We start from the raw sequence: 17,650 nt of genomic DNA on the forward strand, positions 1-17,650 counted from the left end.
CCCCTTCTGGGACCGGGCTCCCCCCATACCGCCCACCCGTACGCCGTACACATGTGCCACCCTGTTGCGCGCAACAACACGCAAGGAGAGGGGAGTACGGGTGTCCGCGCCAATCCAGCTCACACGAATGCACCGGATACTCATCGGGGTGGTCGTCGCCGGCGCGCTCGTCATCGCGGGGATCGGCTTCACGGGTTCCTACGCGGCGGTGCGCGAGCTCGCCCTCAAGAAGGGCTTCGGGAACTTCGCGTACGTCTTCCCGATCGGCATCGACGCGGGCATCTGCGTCCTGCTCGCCCTGGACCTCCTGCTCACCTGGATCAGGATTCCCTTCCCCCTCCTGCGCCAGACGGCGTGGCTGCTGACGGTCGCCACGATCGCGTTCAACGGCGCGGCGGCCTGGCCGGACCCGCTGGGCGTCGGTATGCACGCCGTCATCCCGGTCCTCTTCGTGGTCTCCGTCGAAGCGGCCCGGCACGCGATCGGCCGGATCGCGGACATCACCGCCGACAAGCACATGGAGGGCGTCCGCCTCACCCGCTGGTTGCTCTCGCCGATCCCGACCTTCCTCCTCTGGCGCCGTATGAAGCTGTGGGAGCTGCGCTCCTACGAGCAGGTCATCAAGCTGGAGCAGGACCGCCTCGTCTACCAGGCCCGCCTGCACTCCCGCTTCGGCCGCGCCTGGCGCCGCAAGGCCCCGGTGGAGTCCCTGATGCCCCTGCGACTGGCGCGGTACGGGGTGCCCCTGGCGGAAACGGCTCCTTCGGGCCTGGCGGCGGCGGGCATCGAGCCCGCGCTGCTCCCCCCGGCCCCGGCCCCGATCGCGGCCCCTGCCCCGGCCGCCGTCGCGGCCACCGAGCAGCGGCAGCTGGAGTCCCCCGCGGCCCCCGCGCCCCAGCCCCAGCCCCAGGCCCAGGCCGAGTACGTACAGGCGCAGGCCCCGCAGCCGGACGAGAGCAGCCCCTGGTTCGCCGCCCAGGCCCCCCAGGAGATCGTCTACGAGGGCGGCTACGACCCCGAGTACGTGCCGGAGGAGCAGTACCAGCAGTGGTACGAGGAGCAGCAGGCCCAGGCGTACGAGCCCGGCCCGGAGGAGACCGGCACCTTCCCGATCCCGGCGGGCCCCGGCCGCACGCGCCAGCTGGGCGAGGGCGGCGCCTCGCAGCCGGAGCAGCTGCCCATCCCCGCCCCCCGGGATGAGCAGTCGCCTCTCTCCGCCGAGAAGGCCAAGGAAGAGGGGTACTACCAGGTGTTCCGCCAGTCGATAGACGGTAGCTTCCCCACGCCTCGTGTCCTCGGCGACAACATCGAGGCCACGTACGGCACCACTCTCAGCCCCAGCGCCCTGAAGAACCTCACGGACCGCTTCCAGAACCGTTTCAACACGGAGCTGGAGGAGGACCACATCGCGTAAGCACGGACGTGCGTACGAGGAAGGGGGCGCCCGGTGATCACCGGGCGCCCCCTTCCTCGTCGTAAAGCCTGGTAGGGCTTGGGAAACCGCTACGCGCCGAGCAGCTTGCGCACCCGGTCCTGGCCCACCGCGAGCAGCAGCGTGGGCAGGCGCGGACCGGTGTCACGCCCGACGAGCAGGTGGTACAGCAGCGCGAAGAACGTGCGCTGGGCGACCTTGATCTCCGGCGGGAGCTCCTTGGCGGTGGCGTCGGCGGGGAAGCCGGCCTGGACCTTGGGGACGCCGTAGACGAGGTGGGTGAGGCCGTCCAGGGACCAGTTCTCCTCCAGTCCGTCGAGGAGCAGTCGCAGCGACTCGCGGCCCTGGTCGTCGAGGGACTTCAGCAGTTCGACGTCGGGCTCGTCGCGGACGACGGTGCGCTCCTCGGCGGGTACCTGGGTGTTGATCCAGGTCTCGGCCTTGTCGAGCCGGGGCCGGACCTCGTCCAGGGAGGCGAGCGGGTTCTCGGGGTCGAGCTCGCTGAGGATGCGCAGGGTCTGGTCCTCGGCGCCGGCGGTGATGTCGGCGATTGAGGCGAGGGTGCGGTACGGCATCGGGCGGGGGGTCTTGGGCAGCTCCCGGGCGGCGGTGCTCACCGCGCGCGCGTAGGCGGCGGTGTCGCCCGGAAGGGCCGACCCGTCGCCGACCTTGCCGGCGAGCTTGTCCCACTCGTCGTACAGCCGCTGGATCTCCTGGTCGAAGGCGATCTTGAACGACTGGTTGGGACGGCGGCGGGCGTACAGCCAGCGCAGCAGCTGCGGCTCCATGATCTGGAGCGCGTCGGCCGGGGTGGGCACCCCGCCCTTGCTGCTGGACATCTTGGCCATGCCGCTGATGCCGACGAAGGCGTACATGGGCCCGATCGGCTGCTTGCCGCCGAAGATCCCGACGATCTGGCCGCCGACCTGGAAGGAGGACCCCGGAGAGGAGTGGTCGACGCCGCTCGGCTCGAAGATGACGCCCTCGTAGGCCCAGCGCATGGGCCAGTCGACCTTCCAGACCAGCTTGCCGCGGTTGAACTCGCTCAGCCGGACGGTCTCGGAGAAGCCGCAGGCGGTGCAGGTGTACGCCAGCTCGGTGGTGTCGTCGTCGTACGAGGTGACGGTGGTGAGGTCCTTCTCGCACTGGCCGCAGTAGGGCTTGTACGGGTAGTACCCGGCGGACGAGCTGCCGTCGTCCTCGGCGGCGGCGCCGGACCCCTCGGCGGCTTCGAGCTCGGCCTCGTCGACCGGCTTCTGGCCCTGCTGCTTCTTCGCGGGGCCCTTCTTGGTCCGGTACTGGTCGAGGATCGCGTCGATGTCACCGCGGTGCTTCATCGCGAACAGGACCTGGTCGCGGTAGACACCGGAGGTGTACTGCTCGGTCTGGCTGATCCCGTCGTACTCGACGCCGAGCTCGGCCAGCGCCTCGACCATCGCGGCCTTGAAGTGCTCGGCCCAGTTCGGGTACGGGGAGCCGACGGGCGCGGGCACGGAGGTCAGCGGCTTGCCGATGTGCTCGGCCCAGGACTCGTCGATGCCGGGGACACCGGCCGGGACCTTGCGGTAGCGGTCGTAGTCGTCCCAGGAGAGCAGGTGGCGCACGGTGTACCCGCGGCGGCGGATCTCGTCGGCGACCAGGTGCGGGGTCATGACCTCGCGGAGGTTGCCGAGGTGGATCGGGCCTGAGGGGGAGAGGCCGGACGCGACGACCACGACCGGAGCGGTAGCGACTGATGTCACTGCGCCCGGGGCGCGACGCTCCGATTCCTCGATGACCTCATCCGCGAAACGGGAGACCCAGTCGGTGGTCTCGGTGCTCTGAGCCACGATCGGCACGTCCTTCTTTCTCATACGCCAGTACGGCTGACGACACCATTCTCCCAGCTCGGGCCTGAACCGCGAAAACGGCTTTTCACCGCATGGGATACTGGGTTTCCTGTACTCAGAAACTCCCGGAACCCGAGCAGAACGGCAGCCACTCCATGGCCTCGGTCACGTCCCTCACCGCCTCCGTCCACCAGCGCCTCGCGGACGCCCTCTCGGCAGCCCTGCCGGAGGCCGGTTCCGCGGACCCGCTGCTGCGACGAAGCGACCGGGCCGACTTCCAGGCCAACGGGATCCTGGCCCTCGCGAAGAAGGCGAAGGCGAACCCGAGAGAGCTGGCGACGCAGGTCGTGGCCCGGGTCGAGTCGGGTTCCTCGGACGACGTGATCAAGGAGATCGAGGTCTCCGGACCCGGCTTCCTGAACATCACGCTCACCGACCGGGCGATCACCGAGAACCTGGCGGCGCGGTACGAGGACGGCGAGCGCCTCGGCGTGCCGCTCGCCGAGAACCCGGGCACCACGGTGATCGACTACGCGCAGCCGAACGTGGCGAAGGAGATGCACGTCGGTCACCTGCGCTCGGCGGTCATCGGCGACGCGGTGGTCCAGATCCTCGAATTCACCGGCGAGTCCGTGGTCAGCCGTCACCACATCGGCGACTGGGGCACCCAGTTCGGCATGCTCATCCAGTACCTGATCGAGCACCCGCACGAGCTGGACCACAAGGGCCAGGCGGAGGTCTCCGGCGAGGAGGCCATGTCGAACCTGAACCGCCTCTACAAGGCGGCGCGGACGCTCTTCGACTCCGACGAGGAGTTCAAGACGCGGGCGCGGCGCCGGGTGGTCGACCTCCAGGCGGGCGAGCCCGAGACCCTCGCCATGTGGCAGAAGTTCGTGGACGAGTCGAAGATCTACTTCTACTCGGTCTTCGACAAGCTGGACATGGACATCCGGGACCCGGACGTGGTCGGCGAGTCCGGCTACAACGACATGCTGGACGAGACCTGCCGCCTGCTGGAGGAGTCGGGCGTGGCGGTCCGCTCCGAGGGCGCGCTATGCGTGTTCTTCGACGACATCAAGGGCCCGGAGGGCAACCCGGTCCCGCTGATCGTGAAGAAGTCGGACGGTGGCTACGGCTACGCGGCGACGGACCTGTCGGCGATCAGGGACCGTGTCTTCAACCTGAAGGCGAACACGCTCCTGTACGTCGTGGACGCCCGCCAGTCCCTGCACTTCAAGATGGTCTTCGAGACCGCGCGCAGGGCGGGCTGGCTGAACGACGACGTCAAGGCGTTCCACCTGGGCTTCGGCACGGTGCTGGGCAAGGACGGCAAGCCGTTCAAGACCCGTGAGGGCGAGACGGTGCGGCTGGTCGACCTTCTGGACGAGGCGATCGAGCGTGCCTCCGTCGTCGTACGGGAAAAGGCCCAGGACCTGTCCGAGGAGGAGATCGCGGAGCGGGGTGCCCAGGTCGGCATCGGCGCGGTGAAGTACGCGGACCTGTCGACGTCGGCGAGCCGGGACTACAAGTTCGACCTGGACCAGATGGTGTCGCTGAACGGCGACACGAGCGTGTACCTCCAGTACGCGTACGCCCGTATCCAGTCGATCCTGCGCAAGGCGGGCGAGGCGCGCCCGGTCGCCCACCCGGAGCTGGAACTGGCCTCGGCGGAGCGCGAGCTGGGCCTGCACATGGACCGCTTCGCGGAGACGGTCGCGGAGGTCGCCGCCGAGTACGCCCCGCACAAGCTGGCGGCGTACCTGTACCAGCTGGCGTCCCTCTACACGACCTTCTACTCCGAGTGCCCGGTCCTGAAGGCGGACACCCCGGCCCAGGTCGAGAACCGCCTGTTCCTGTGCGACCTCACGGCCCGCACGCTGCACCAGGGCATGGCGCTGCTGGGCATCAGGACGCCCGAGCGCCTCTGATCCGCCTCCCTCACCCTCGTCCCCTTCTGGTCGGCCCCTGATCAGGCCTTGTGGCCCGTCGCCGCGTAGATGTTGATGTCCGCTTCCGTGACGTCGTTCAACCTAGCCCCCAGCGGAAGCTGATCGGGGACGGGTCGACAAGACCTTCACGTACGGAAGCCACGCCACTCGCACCACACGGCCTTCCCGGGGTCCCGGGCCGCCCGGTCGTTGCCGCGCGGCTACTGGTCGACCACCGGGACCAGGGGGACCAGGGGGACCAGGGGGACCAGGGGGACCAGGGGGACCAGGGGGACCAGGGGGACCAGGGGGACCAGGGGGACCAGGGGGACCAGGGGGACCAGGGGGACCAGGGGGACCAGGGGGTGTTCTGTTCCTCACCCCGCTGAGCGACCACCGGGGCACCCTGCCGGGAATCACCGTGGACATGCCGCCGGAGCAGACGGGCAGCTCGCCGGCCGCGTCGCCGGACAGCGCGCACCGCAGCCACCACGCCCGGCCGCCCGAACGCGTGGCCGACGCCTATGTCATGACGTTCCCGCACCTGGGCACGGCGGCCTCGTCACCGAGCGGTTTTCTGTGCTCGGCGATGACAACTCCCTTGGAAATCAGTACGGTTGACTTTCGCTTCAACGAACACCCTCCCTCGTCACGGGAGAAATCCTCGTGAAGGGGAGAGGCGTCGGAGGTATATCGGGGGGCGCGGTGAAGGTGATCAGCGCGGGGGTTTCGTGATCATCGTTGGGGAGTCGCGGGCCGCCGGGACGATCGCTGTTCAAAACCAGGTGGCCGCCTCGGGGCAGAACGCCGCCAACTCTCGTCCGGGCGGCAACCCACATACCGAGGAACACACCACGGTGCTGCCCGATGAGGCGAAGGCAGCTGTGGACCGTATCGGCCCGCCCGCCCATCTGGACAACCTGCCCATCCGCTCGACTCAACCGTTCGTCGGCCGTAGGGGCGACCTGGACCGGCTGCGCGACTCGCTGGCGTCCGGGGGCGGAGTCATCACCCAGGCGACCACGGTGCACGGCCTGGGCGGCATCGGGAAGACAGCACTGGCGCTGCACTACGCGCATCTGCGCCGCGCGGACTACAAGTTCGTATGGTGGATCACCGCCGAGAGTTCGGAGCAGATCGCCTCCGGCCTCGCCGATCTCACCACGCGCCTCTACCCGTCCTGGGCGGACCGGGCCACCGCCAAGGAGCGCACCGAATGGGCCCTCGCCTGGCTGGAGGCCCACCCCGGCTGGCTGCTGGTCTACGACAACGTCGAGGACCCGGTGCACCTGGCCCCCTTCCTGGGGCGCCTTCTCGGTCACGGACATCAGCTCGTCACCAGTCGGCGCCGCACCGGATGGCATACGCGCGCCAGCCTGGTCAGCCTCGACGTGCTCACCCCCGCGACGGCGATCGATCTGCTGTGCGCGACAGCGCCACCGGGCCGCCCGTTGTCCGCGACCGAGCGCGGACATGCCGCCGCGCTCGCCGCCGACCTCGGGTATCTGCCGCTGGCCCTGAACCAGGCAGGGGCCTATCTACGGGAGACCCGCATCGGGTTCGCGGCGTACCGCGTGAAACTGGCCCGAGTGCCGGACCTGGTGCTCAGTGACGGCACGGGGCGCTCCGGCCGCGCCATCGCCCAGATCTGGCGGACCAGCCTGGAGTCCATCCGGGCCCGCCGCCCGCTGGCCGTCGCGTTGCTGCACACGCTCGCCTGGTACGCCCCCGAGGCACTGCCACGCGAGGTGCTGCGGCATCTGGACGAGCTTCCTGATGAAATCGAGGCGTCCCTCAGCGCGCTGGCGGACTACCACCTGATCACGCTTACTCCTGAGGGCATCACCCTCCACCGGCTGCTCCAGCAGACCCTGCGAAGCGTCGGCCCGGCCGAGGTTCCCGGCGCCCGGGACCGCGCCGAACGGGCCCTCGCAGAGGCCGTGTCCGGCGCGGCGTCGGACGGCGTGGGACGCCTGCTCATCCACATCCAGGCGCTCGCGGCGACCGGCCCCGCGGCCGAGCCACGCGCTGAGGTGGCATCGATGTACCGCCTGGGTGCCGACGAGCTCGTCGCCCGCGAGCAGCAGGTCCTCGCGATACCGCTGATGGAGCGGACGGTCGAGGGACACACCGACCTGCTGGGCGTCGACCACGAGACCACCCTCGACGACCGTGACCGTCTCGCCGAACTACACGCGAAGGCCGGCGACCCGGCTCAGGCGGTCCGTCTGTGTCGCGACGTCTACCTCGACCGCAGCCAGATCGGCGGCCCGGACGCCGCGGAGACCCTGGCCAGCAGGGACCGGTTGGCGTACGCGTACCGCAAGGCAGGCGAGGTCATGCTGGCCGTGCGGGAGCTGACGGCGGTCGTCGCGGACCGCCGCCGCGTCCAGAGCGAGGACCACCCGGACACCCTCACCAGCCGCAACAGCCTGGCGTACGCGCTCCAGACGGCGGGCCGGCACGAGGCGGCCGTCAAGGAGTTCGAGGCAGTCGTCACGGACCGCGAACGGGTCCTGGGGGCCGGTCACAAGGACACACTCGTCAGTCGCACCAACCTCGCGTACGCGTACCGTTCGGCCGGTGACCACCGCACGGCGTTACGCCTGTACGCGCAGGCGGTGGAGGACCGGCGGCGTGTCCATGGCCCCGACCACCCCGACACGCTGACCAGCCGCGGCTGGCTGGCATCCGCCCACGCCGCGGCCGGTGATCCGCGTAAGGCTGTCGCCCTGTACCGGGAGGTGGTCGCCGACCGGACACGGGTGCAGGGCGCGGGCCATCCGGACACACTGCGAAGCCGTAAGGATTTGGCGTACGCGGTGGCCGAAGCCGAGGGTCACGATGCGGCGCTGAAGCAGTTCGAATCGCTCGCGGCGGACAGTGCCCGCGTCCAGGGGCCCGACCATCCCGCCACCCTCGACTACCGCGACGACATCGCGCAGGCGCACCGGAGCCGGGAGGACTACCGTCGGGCCACCGCCGACTACGAGGAGGTGATCGCCGACTACGCGCGGGTCCACACACCCGACCACCCGGAAACACTGCGCGCCCGCGGAGCACTCGCCTACACCCGACAGCTGGCGGGCGACCATCGGCGTTCGATCAGCGAACACGTGGCGCTCGTGGCGGACCACGTCCGGGTGCAGGGCTGTGACCACCCGGCGGCTCTCACCGCTCGCGTCAACCTGGCCTACGCCCATCGGGCGGCAGCCGACTTCACGCGTGCGATCCAGATCTACGAGGACGTGCTGCGTGACCGGACCCGGGTCCTCGGGCCCGAGCACCCCCATGTGCTCGACACACGCGAGGCCCTCGCCTCCACCCGGCAGTCGGCGGGCGACCACGCGGGCGCGGTCGCGGGGCTGGAAAGTCTCCTCGCCGACGTGGAGCAGTTCCTGCGCCCGGACCACCCGCGCGTCCTCTCCACCCGGTACAGCCTCGCCGATGTGCTCGCCACGGAGGAGCGTCACGCGGAGGCCGTCCAGCTCTACCGAAGGCTCGCCGACGACTACGAACGGGTGCACGGGCCCGACCATCCGGGCACGCTGCGTATCCGGGAGCGGCTGGGTGCGGCCTACCGCTCGGCCGGCGAATACAACCGGGCCGAGAGCACCTTCGACGCGCTCATCACCGACCGCGCCCGTGTGCAGGGGCCTGGCCACCCTGACACGCTCAACACAAGAAATTGGCAGGCGTGGGTCTTCCGGTCGGCAGGGCAGTACGACCGCGCGATCACGGCTTACGACCGGCTGATCGAGGACGGAACCCGGCTGCAGGGCCTGGAGGCCCCGAACACACTCAACGCCCGGAACCACCTGGCACTGGCCAAGCTCGGCGCCGGTAACCACCAGGGCGCCATCGCCGGGTTCACCGCGCTGCTCGACGACCGCCGTCGGCTGCTGGGCGACGACGCCCCTGACACGCTGCTCATACTGGAGAACCTGGCGGACGCCTACTCGGCAGCCCAGGAGCACGACCGTGCCATCACGCTCTACGAGGAGGCCGTCGCAGCATGGGAACGGGTGCGGGGCGTTGACCATCCACGCACCCTGCAGGCTCGGCGCGACCTCGCCCTGGTACAGCGGTCGGCGGGCCGCCACCAACTGTCGCTGAGCACGCTGGAGTCCGTACTCGACGTGCGGGCCCGTGCGCACGGGTCCCACCACCCCGCGGTTCTCGACCTCCACCTCGACATGGTCGCCGGATACTGTGAGGCGGGCGACCACTCCCGCGCCGGCAATCTCGCCGAACGGCTGGTCGCCGACTTCACTCGGGTGCGCGGCCCGGATCACACCACCACCCTCTACGCACGCGAGTGGCTGGCGTACGCGTGGCTGCTGTCCGGCCAGTACCAGCGGGCGATTGCCGGTTTCGAGGCGCTCCTGGACGACCGGGTGCACGTCCAGGGGCGGGACCACGTCCAAGCCCTCGGAACCAGGAACATGCTGGGACTCGCCTTCAACCACGCGCTCGACTACGAGCGGGCCCTCGTCCTCGGCCGGGAGTTGGTGGCCGACCGCGCACGGATCCAGGGCGCCGACCACGCAGAAGTTCTGCGGGCCCGCAGAAACCTGGCCTTACGTCGGGAGTACGCCGGCGACCGTGTGGGAGCGCTGCGTGACCTGGAGCAACTGGTCCGCGACCATGAACGACTTCTTGGCTCCGACCACCCCGACACACTCGATGTACGGGACGACATCGCCTGGGTCTGTCTGGGCCAGTCCGTCGCCACCCGGGCCATCGAGACCGCCGAGCGGCTGGTGGACGACTACACACGTGCGCTGGGAGCGGACCATCCCACGACACTCGACGCCCGCGCCAGGCACGCCTCCGCACACGAGAAAGCGGGACACGTCGCGCTCACAGTGACACTCCGCGAGTCGCTGCTGCGCGACCGGGTCCGGGTGCTGGGCCCCGACAACCCCTCAGTCCTGGTGGCCCGCAGGAGCCTCGCCTGGTCCCTGGGCCGAGCGGGCGAACGGGGGCGAGCCGTACGCGAACTTCAGTCTTTGGTCTCCGACAGCGACCGCGTGCGCGGTTCGGAGCACACCCACACCATGGACTGCCGCACCAACCTGGCGTTCGCCTGCTGGGAGGCGGGCGACTCGCAGCGGGCCATCACGGTCCTCGAAGAACTCCTGAAGCAGTGCGAGGAAGTCCTTGCCGAGGAGCACGGGACGAGGTTCTACGCCCGCGGTGATCTGGCGTGGCTGGCGGTCGACACGGGCCCGGCGGATCGCGCGGTGCGTTTGGCCGAGGAGTTGGTCGACGACGCCACGCGGCTCTTCGGCGCGGGCCACCGTCGCACCCTGGAGTTGCTCCCAGTCCTGGCCCACGCGCTGCTACAGGCGGACGAGCCGGAGCAAGCGCGGGCGGTCATCGAGGATCTGCTGCACGGATCCGCGCGGCTACTGAGCCATCTGGACTTCCCCGAAACGGTCGCAGACGTCGTCCGGGCCCATCTGCGCGCGGCCGCCACGGACGCGGAACACACGGGCACGACGAGGCCGGCAGGTACGGGCACACCCTCCGGACCGCACGACGATCGCACCATCCCGGACGACGAGGTCATCCGCCTCGGTGTGATCGTCGAGTTGTGTGCCGGCCGATTCGCCGCCTCGCTGCCCACCCTCGCCGTCGAACTCGCCCACGCGCTGTCCGACGCGGGTGATCCGGCCGCGGCGGTCACCCTGCTGAAGGCCGTGCACGCGGGCCGTGCGCGGCTGTTCGGGCCGGACCACCCCGACACCCTGGAGAGCCTCGCCGAGCTGGCCTTCGCCTGCCTGGAGGCCGACGACACCGATTCCGCCCCGTCCCACGACGAGCTACTGGCACGCTGGGAGCGGGTCTTCGGGCCGGACCACCCCGACACGGAGGAACTTCGCTGGCGCCTACGCACGTCGCGGCCCGCGTGGCAGCCCCGGCTGACGCTGCTGACCGACCCGGCCGTCGAACAGCCCGCGACGATCGAGATCCGGCTGGAGCGACTGGCGGGCGTACCGGCCCCACCCCTGTCCAGACTGCTCGTGGTCGCGAGCTGCCGCACAGCGGCCACCATCCAGCCGGCCCTGGCGGAGTACGAGCCTCAGGGACCTCCCGCTCGCTTCACCTTCATCGCGCGGGAACCGGCCCCGCACCACATTCGCTTCACCGTGTACGACCACGCGTCCGGGCTCGCGCTGCAGGAACTGGAGAGCACTGTCCTGGTTCCCGGAGCCCCCGCCCAGGATCAGGACACTCCGCACGGACCAGGGGGACGCTGACCCGAATGCCGCAGAACCTTTCTTTCGAGATACTCCAGAATCCTTCTCACGGCTATACCGCCTTGCCGCCTCAGCGCAACGGCGTGAAGCGGACCTCGGAAGCCCCACCGGAACTACGGGTGGTGCTGTTCGAAACCGGTGCGGGCCAATTGACGATCACAGCCGTCGCCCCCGACGCTCCCGCTCCGGAAACCTGGTGGCACCAGGCCCCCCTGGAGGTGTCGAAGGAGGGGCTGCTGCGGCAGGCCGGCCGGCTGCGGACCAAGTGGCGCGACCTCGTGGTGCGCCACCAGAGCACCACCGCCGAGTACGGGCGCAAGGTAGGAGGCTATCCGCTGGCAGACGCCGCCGACCTGAGCGAACTCGCCTCGCTGACCGAGACGTTGACGAGGGAGCTCGCCGAGGAGGGCTTCGACCTGCTCGAAGTGATGCTCGATGGAAACGGCTACGACCTCGGCCGCTTCCGGGAGTTCTTCTTGGACACCCTGGCCGACAAGGAATCGCTGCGGATCAGCTTCGACTCGTGTCTGTATCTGCCGTGGCCCATGCTGGCCGTGGACCCGTCGAGGTGCGACAGCCCATGGGAGGCGTTCCTCGGACACCGTCACCAGGTCGAGCAGACCAACTCCTCTTATCCGTGGGAGCAGAGGCCCATCGGCCATCGCGAGCAGGCCGCGACCAGCCTCAACACCGACACCACCCTCGACCGCGTGGGCCGGGCACACGAGGTGCGCAAGCTCCTGGACCAGCGCTCCCGGCTGACCGTGCGCACGCACGCGCATGACCTCTGGGCCGCTCTGTCGAGTCCGGTGCTGAACGAGGACTTGATGTACTTCTGGTGTCACGGCCACTTCGTGGACAACGGCACCCCCTACCCGCATCTGGCCATCAAGCTCTCCGACGGAGAACACATCGACGGGACCGCGGTGTCCCGCAGGCGGCGGCGCATGACCCGTACGCGGCAGGCTCGCTTCAAGCCGTTCGTCCTCCTGAACGCCTGCCACGCCGGACAGGCCGCCACCACGAGCCAGTTGGAGCATCTGGGAAAGGCACTGATCGATCTGGGCGCCGACGGCGTCCTCGCCCCACAGATCGAGATCCCGCAGATCTTCGCGACGGAGTACGCGTACGCCTTTCTCGACCTGTATCTGACCGGCCGCCATTCCGCAGGAGAGATAAGCCAGTTGCTCGTACAACGCTTCGCGTCGGAGTTCCACAACCCTCTCGCGCTCACCTATTCGCTGTACTGCGGTATCAACAGCCGGTTGAACCTCGCCTCATGACCGCCGCCGCAGCGCTCGCCGAGCCGGTCGAGGTCGACCTGAACGAGGACGGGCAGCTCACGGTTCCGGGCGGCGGCGCGGCGGTGCCCGTCAACCGGGTCGCCGAGCACCTGGCTCAGCGGCTGCGCATCCCCGAGTGGGCAACCGACATCCATGTGTACGTGCACGGCTGGCAGACCGCCCCGCGCACGGCGACGCGGACCGCCACCGGCCTGCTGCGGCAGGCCCTGGAGCTGCGCGAAGCAAGCCCCGAGCGGTATCCGGGCCTGGAAGGCGGTTACCGCCCCTGGTGCGTCGTGGTGCGCTGGCCGTCCTCCAGCCTGCCCACCCTCAAGGGCTACCGCAGAATCCGGGACAGGGCCCACGCGATGAGCGCCGAGGGCGCGGGGCATGCCCCCTATGTCCTCGGGCACCTGCTCGGCTACCTGGACACCGAACGCACCGACCCCACCGACCCGGCCGTCCTCGCCGGGCGAGGCGGACAGTATCTGCACCTCGTCGGGCACTCCTTCGGCGGGCGCTTCCTGTGCGAGGCGGTGCAACGAGCCGCCGAGCGTCCGCCCGTGCTCGGCTGGAGCACACCGCACGATCCGCGGCGCCCCTTCACCGTCGACAGCGCGCTGATCTTCCAGATGGCCGCCCCGCGCGACGCCTTCACCCGGCAGTTCGCCACGCTGTTCCCCACGGACGAGCACCCTGGCGCACCGCTCCGCGGCCCGCTCGTCCTGACGCACTCGCGCTGGGACAGGGCCACGGGCTTCTGGCATCTCCGGGCCGAAGGAGCGCCTGGAATCGGCCACTCAGGCGTCGGAGCCGCTCCCGTGGCTCAGTTCACGACTCGGCTGCTGGGCACAGACATCGTCTATCCGCGGCAGTCCCTGGACCATCGCGTCGTCAATGTCGATGCCGACTGGCTGTACCGGGGCGGACGCCGTAGCCGTCTTTCTCCAGCCGGCGCCCACTCCGATTTCCTGCGGCCCGAGTCCTCTCATCTCATGCTGACGCTCGCGGAACGCTCCCGATGAAGGCGATGGCCGATATCGGCATGGAGCACGGGTGGCCGGTCGGGCGCCGTCAGGCATTCATCGGGCAACCCCAGCAGGGCGCGCGAACTCGCACCACACTCGCTTGCCGGGGTCCCGCTCTTCCACTCCCCACTTGTCACTGAGCGCCGCGACCAGCAGCAGCCCACGCCCGCCCTCGCCCTCCGCGGCGTCCGCCGCGATCCGTGGGGTCCCCGGCCCGCTGTCGTGCACTTCCACCCGCAGTACGCGCCCGTCGTACCGCAGGAACAACAGGAAGTGCCGGCCGGGCGGTACGCCGTGCAGCAACGCGTTGGTCGCCAACTCGCTCACACACAGCAACACGTCCTCGCCCCGCTGGGTACCGGCGAGCCCCCAGCCGTCCAGGACGTCGTACGCGAACCGCCTGGCGGCTGGCACGGATCGGCGCTCGCGCCGGAAGAACTTCTCGCGCAGGGGCGAGAGTTGGATCGTCTCGTTCACGGGACGAATGTCGCGCAGAGTCACTACCGTGGATCAGTGAGTAAACCCGTACTGGGATTTTGTACGGGTTCATACGGGGTGCCGTACGGGTGGGTGTGGGGAGTTAGACCGGCATGAACACCAAGAAGCAGTCACGGAAGCGGAACTTCTCCACCATGCGGATGGTCGGCGCGCAGATGCAGACCGCCCGCAAGGCGGCGGGGTACACACAACGCTCGCTCGGCGAGGCGGTCCTCGCGGACGAGGAGACGATCGCGTCGATCGAGCAGGGCAGGCGACCATTGCTGCCAGACCTCGCCGAAACGCTGGACCAACTCCTCGACACCAAGGGCTTGTTGCTGGCCGGGGTGCAGAACATGCCGGAGTTCGACCAGTTCCCGCTGTACGCGGAGCAGTACATGGTGCACGAGCGCGAGGCCGTCGCCCTGTCCTGGTACGACGCCCTGGTCATCCCCGGCCTGCTCCAGACCGAGGCGTACGCTCGCGCGGTCCTGTGCGAACGCGTACCGGCGTACGACGAGGACGAGCTCGCGACCAAGACGGCGGCCCGCGTCGAGCGCCAGGAGATCCTGCACCACAAGTGTCCGCCGACGATGAGCTTCATCGTGTGGGAGCCCGTGCTCCAGATCGGCATCGGGGGCCCGAAGGTCCGGCGCGACCAGCTCCGTCACCTTCGCGAGTGCGCCGAACTCCCGGGCCTGGCCCTCCAGTTCCTACCGACAAACACACCCTCGCACGCCGGTCTGGACGGCTCCTTCACTCTCCTGGAGACACCCGACCACCTGCACCTGGCCTATACGGAGGGCCAGCGCGGCAGCCAGTGGGTATCGGACCCCGACGAGGTATCCAGGCTGGCGCGCAAGTATGCGATGCTGCGGTCACAGGCCCTGAGCCCCCAGGAATCCAGGGGCTTGCTCGACCGTCTGCTAGGAGATAAATGAGCACCGCACTTGAGTGGTTCAAGTCGAGCTACAGCGGCAGCGAAGGCGGCCAGTGCCTCGAAGTCGCCTACACCTGGCGCAAGTCCAGCCACAGCAGCGACGAAGGCGGCCAGTGCGTCGAGGTCGCCGCCTGCCCCCACGCCATCCACATCCGCGACTCCAAGACCCCCACCGGCCCCACCTTCACCGCCTCCCCGGCGGCCTGGACGGCGTTCACGGCGTACGCGGCCCGCTAGGGCACCGCACCCACTGGGGACCCCAAGGCCCGTTGTCAGTGGCGGGCCCTAAAGTCACGGGCATGGCGACACTTCCGAACCCGCTGCCCTCGCTGGCGGCAGATCCGAGCGGGCGCGCGCTCGGCCTCGAACTCCCGCCCGGGAGACTGATCGACACGACGGACGAGGGCCCGTGGCACGAGCCGCTGCTGTGGCACGCCGACGGGGCGGCGGCTCCCGGTGACTGGGACGCGCTGGGGTCCGCTCCGCGCACAGCCGGGCTGCTCCCCCTCCTCATCGAGGTCGGCGGCAGCCAGGGCGGCCCGGAGGAGTGGGAGCTGATGCCCGAGGAGGTGTCGTATCCGGGGGATCACGACGCCGACGAGGTGCTGGCGGGGTACTGGGAGGAGTACGCGGAGGACGAGCTGGAGCTCGACGCCGACGTGGACCACCCCGGCGCGGAGACGGTCGCCGAACTCTTCGGTGAGGCCGAGGAGTTCGCCGAGACGATCGCGCCGCACGGCGTGCAGTGGCCCGGCCTCGCACCGGCCACCGCGCCCGGCGCCGACCCGGACGACCGGGCCGCCGAGCTCGCCGACTCCCTCGCGGGCGGCGGCTCCTGGCTGAAGGAGCCGCGCCTCGCCCTGGTCCCGGCGCGCCGCAGTGCGGACATCCCGGCGGCGATCGGCTGGTCCGGCCCGGTGAACTACGAGGGCGACGTGGCCCGCCTCTGCGCGGTCCTGCGCTCCTGGGAGGACCGCTTCGGCATACGGGTCGTGGCCCTCACCTTCGACCAGCTGGTCCTGTCGGTGGCGGCCCCGCCCACCACGACGGCCGAGGCCGAGGCGGTGGCCGCCGAGCACTTCGCGTTCTGCCCGGACAACATCACGCAGGGCGAGGGCGAGACGCTGCGCGCGTACGCGGCGGACGAGGTGCTCGGCAAGCGGGTGTGGTCCTTCTGGTGGGACTGACCGACCTGGTGGGACCGACCAGCTCCCTTGTCTACCGCAACCCCTTCGCCAGCCGCCGCAGCCCCTCCGCGATCTCGTCCGGGGTCTGGGTGACGAAGCAGAGCCGCAGCGTGGCGGGGTCGGGCTCCCCGGCGTAGAAAGGCGCGCCCGGCACGTACGCCACGCCCCGCTCCACCACTCCCCGGAGCAGGGCCGTGGTGTCGTACGACTCGGGCAGCCTCGCCCAGAGGAACATGCCGCCCTCGGGCCGGGTCCAGGTGGACCCGGCCGGAAGGGCATCCGCGATCCCCGCGAGCATGGCGTCGCGCCGCTCGCGGTACACGCCGGCGACCCGCGCCACATGCGCATCGAGGTCCCGGTCGGCGAGATAGCGCGCGGCGGCGAGCTGGTTGACGGTCGGGGTGTGCAGGTCGGCGGCCTGCTTGGCGACGGCGCACGCCCGGCGCACTGCGGCGGGCGCTCGCAGCCAGCCCAGCCGCAGCCCGGGGGCCATCACCTTGGAGAAGGACCCGAGCAGCAAGGTCCGGTCCCCGGCGCCGTCGTACGAGGCGATCCACGGCACCCGTTCGCCCTCGAAGCGGAGTTCCCCGTACGGGTCGTCCTCGACGATCCACAGCCCGCGCCGGGCGGCGACGGATGCGACGGCGGCCCGGCGTTCGCCGGTCATGGTCCGGCCGGTCGGGTTCTGGAAGGTCGGGACGGTGTAGAGCAGCTTGGGCCGCTCGCGTGTGACGAGCTCGTCAAGCGCGTCCGGATCGATCCCGTCCTCGTCCCCCGGCACCGCCACCACCCGCGCCCCGGCGAACGCGAACGCCTGAAGTGCCGCCAGATAACAGGGACTTTCGACGAGCACCGTGTCGCCGGGTTCGACGAGGGCGGTGGCGAGCAGCGAGAGCGCCTGCTGCGACCCGGTGGTGACAAGGATGTCGTCGGCGTCCGTCGGCAGCCCGCGTGCGGACGTCCGCTCCGCGAGAGCCGCCCGCAGCGCGGGCTCCCCCTCGGTGGTCGAGTACTGCAGGGCCCGCTGGGGCGCCTCCGCGAACACATCCCGGAACGCGGCGGCGATCCCCTCCGCGTCGAACAGCTCGGGCGCGGGCAGCCCGCCCGCGAAGTTGATCACCTCGGGCCGCGCGGTCACCGCGAGGATCTCCCGTACCGGCGACCCGCCGATCGCGGTGGCCCGCGCGGCGAGCGGCGGCACGGCTTGAGCAATCCCGAGAACGGTCACGACGCGACTCCTTCTGCTACGGCTCCCCGCGAACACCGGGTGCCGCCACTCT

At 70.2% G+C, this 17,650-nt stretch carries 12 protein-coding genes; 9 read left to right on the forward strand and 3 right to left on the reverse strand.

What is annotated here, in order from left to right:
* Positions 1 to 100: 100 nt before the first annotated feature.
* The gene (locus tag OG747_RS18780) at positions 101 to 1,414 is read left to right on the forward strand and encodes a DUF2637 domain-containing protein (RefSeq protein ID WP_405880480.1); all 1,314 of its coding nucleotides are present in this window, start codon (positions 101 to 103) and stop codon (positions 1,412 to 1,414) included.
* An 89-nt stretch (positions 1,415 to 1,503) separates the two neighbouring features.
* Here OG747_RS18780 and lysS read toward each other — a convergent pair whose 3' ends face one another.
* A complete protein-coding gene (gene lysS, locus OG747_RS18785) occupies positions 1,504 to 3,270 on the reverse strand; it encodes a lysine--tRNA ligase (protein ID WP_405885594.1) in 1,767 nt (588 codons plus the stop codon).
* Between the two features lie 146 nt (positions 3,271 to 3,416).
* On the opposite strand from lysS, the gene argS reads away from it, so the two are divergent.
* The 5 genes from argS (at position 3,417) to OG747_RS18810 (ending at position 13,763) form a co-directional block, all read left to right on the forward strand.
* Positions 3,417 to 5,189, forward strand: coding sequence for an arginine--tRNA ligase (argS, locus tag OG747_RS18790; protein ID WP_405885595.1), 1,773 nt, complete (start codon positions 3,417 to 3,419; stop codon positions 5,187 to 5,189).
* Between the two features lie 421 nt (positions 5,190 to 5,610).
* Positions 5,611 to 5,859, forward strand: a complete 249-nt coding sequence (locus OG747_RS18795) for a hypothetical protein (protein ID WP_405880481.1) — start codon at positions 5,611 to 5,613, stop codon at positions 5,857 to 5,859.
* Positions 5,860 to 5,920: 61 nt separating this feature from the next.
* Positions 5,921 to 11,455 carry a tetratricopeptide repeat protein gene (locus OG747_RS18800; protein WP_405880482.1) on the forward strand — a complete coding sequence of 1,845 codons (5,535 nt, stop codon included), beginning with the start codon at positions 5,921 to 5,923 and terminating at the stop codon, positions 11,453 to 11,455.
* An 83-nt stretch (positions 11,456 to 11,538) separates the two neighbouring features.
* Entirely contained in the window at positions 11,539 to 12,738 is a 1,200-nt protein-coding gene (locus OG747_RS18805; RefSeq protein ID WP_405880483.1) for a CHAT domain-containing protein, read from the forward strand.
* A complete protein-coding gene (locus OG747_RS18810; RefSeq protein ID WP_405880484.1) occupies positions 12,735 to 13,763 on the forward strand; it encodes a hypothetical protein in 1,029 nt (342 codons plus the stop codon). Before OG747_RS18805 ends, OG747_RS18810 begins: the two co-directional genes overlap by 4 nt.
* Before the next feature lie 57 nt (positions 13,764 to 13,820).
* On the opposite strand, the gene OG747_RS18815 is transcribed toward OG747_RS18810, so the two are convergent.
* Complete coding sequence (locus tag OG747_RS18815) at positions 13,821 to 14,243, reverse strand: ATP-binding protein (protein ID WP_405880485.1); 423 nt, start codon at positions 14,241 to 14,243, stop codon at positions 13,821 to 13,823.
* A gap of 113 nt (positions 14,244 to 14,356) precedes the next feature.
* On the opposite strand from OG747_RS18815, the gene OG747_RS18820 reads away from it, so the two are divergent.
* The 3 genes from OG747_RS18820 (at position 14,357) to OG747_RS18830 (ending at position 16,370) form a co-directional block, all read left to right on the forward strand.
* On the forward strand, positions 14,357 to 15,184 hold the full coding sequence (locus OG747_RS18820) for a Scr1 family TA system antitoxin-like transcriptional regulator (RefSeq protein WP_405880486.1): 828 nt from the start codon (positions 14,357 to 14,359) through the stop codon (positions 15,182 to 15,184).
* On the forward strand, positions 15,181 to 15,420 hold the full coding sequence (locus tag OG747_RS18825; protein WP_405880487.1) for a DUF397 domain-containing protein: 240 nt from the start codon (positions 15,181 to 15,183) through the stop codon (positions 15,418 to 15,420). Before OG747_RS18820 ends, OG747_RS18825 begins: the two co-directional genes overlap by 4 nt.
* Positions 15,421 to 15,482: 62 nt before the next feature.
* Positions 15,483 to 16,370, forward strand: coding sequence for a DUF4253 domain-containing protein (locus OG747_RS18830; RefSeq protein WP_405880488.1), 888 nt, complete (start codon positions 15,483 to 15,485; stop codon positions 16,368 to 16,370).
* Between the two features lie 31 nt (positions 16,371 to 16,401).
* Here the strand turns inward: OG747_RS18830 and OG747_RS18835 are convergent, their stop codons facing one another.
* Entirely contained in the window at positions 16,402 to 17,598 is a 1,197-nt protein-coding gene (locus tag OG747_RS18835) for a PLP-dependent aminotransferase family protein (protein WP_405880489.1), read from the reverse strand.
* Between the last annotated feature and the right edge of the window lie 52 nt (positions 17,599 to 17,650).

Source organism: Streptomyces sp. NBC_01384 (assembly GCF_045040035.1).
Lineage (GTDB): Bacteria > Actinomycetota > Actinomycetes > Streptomycetales > Streptomycetaceae > Streptomyces.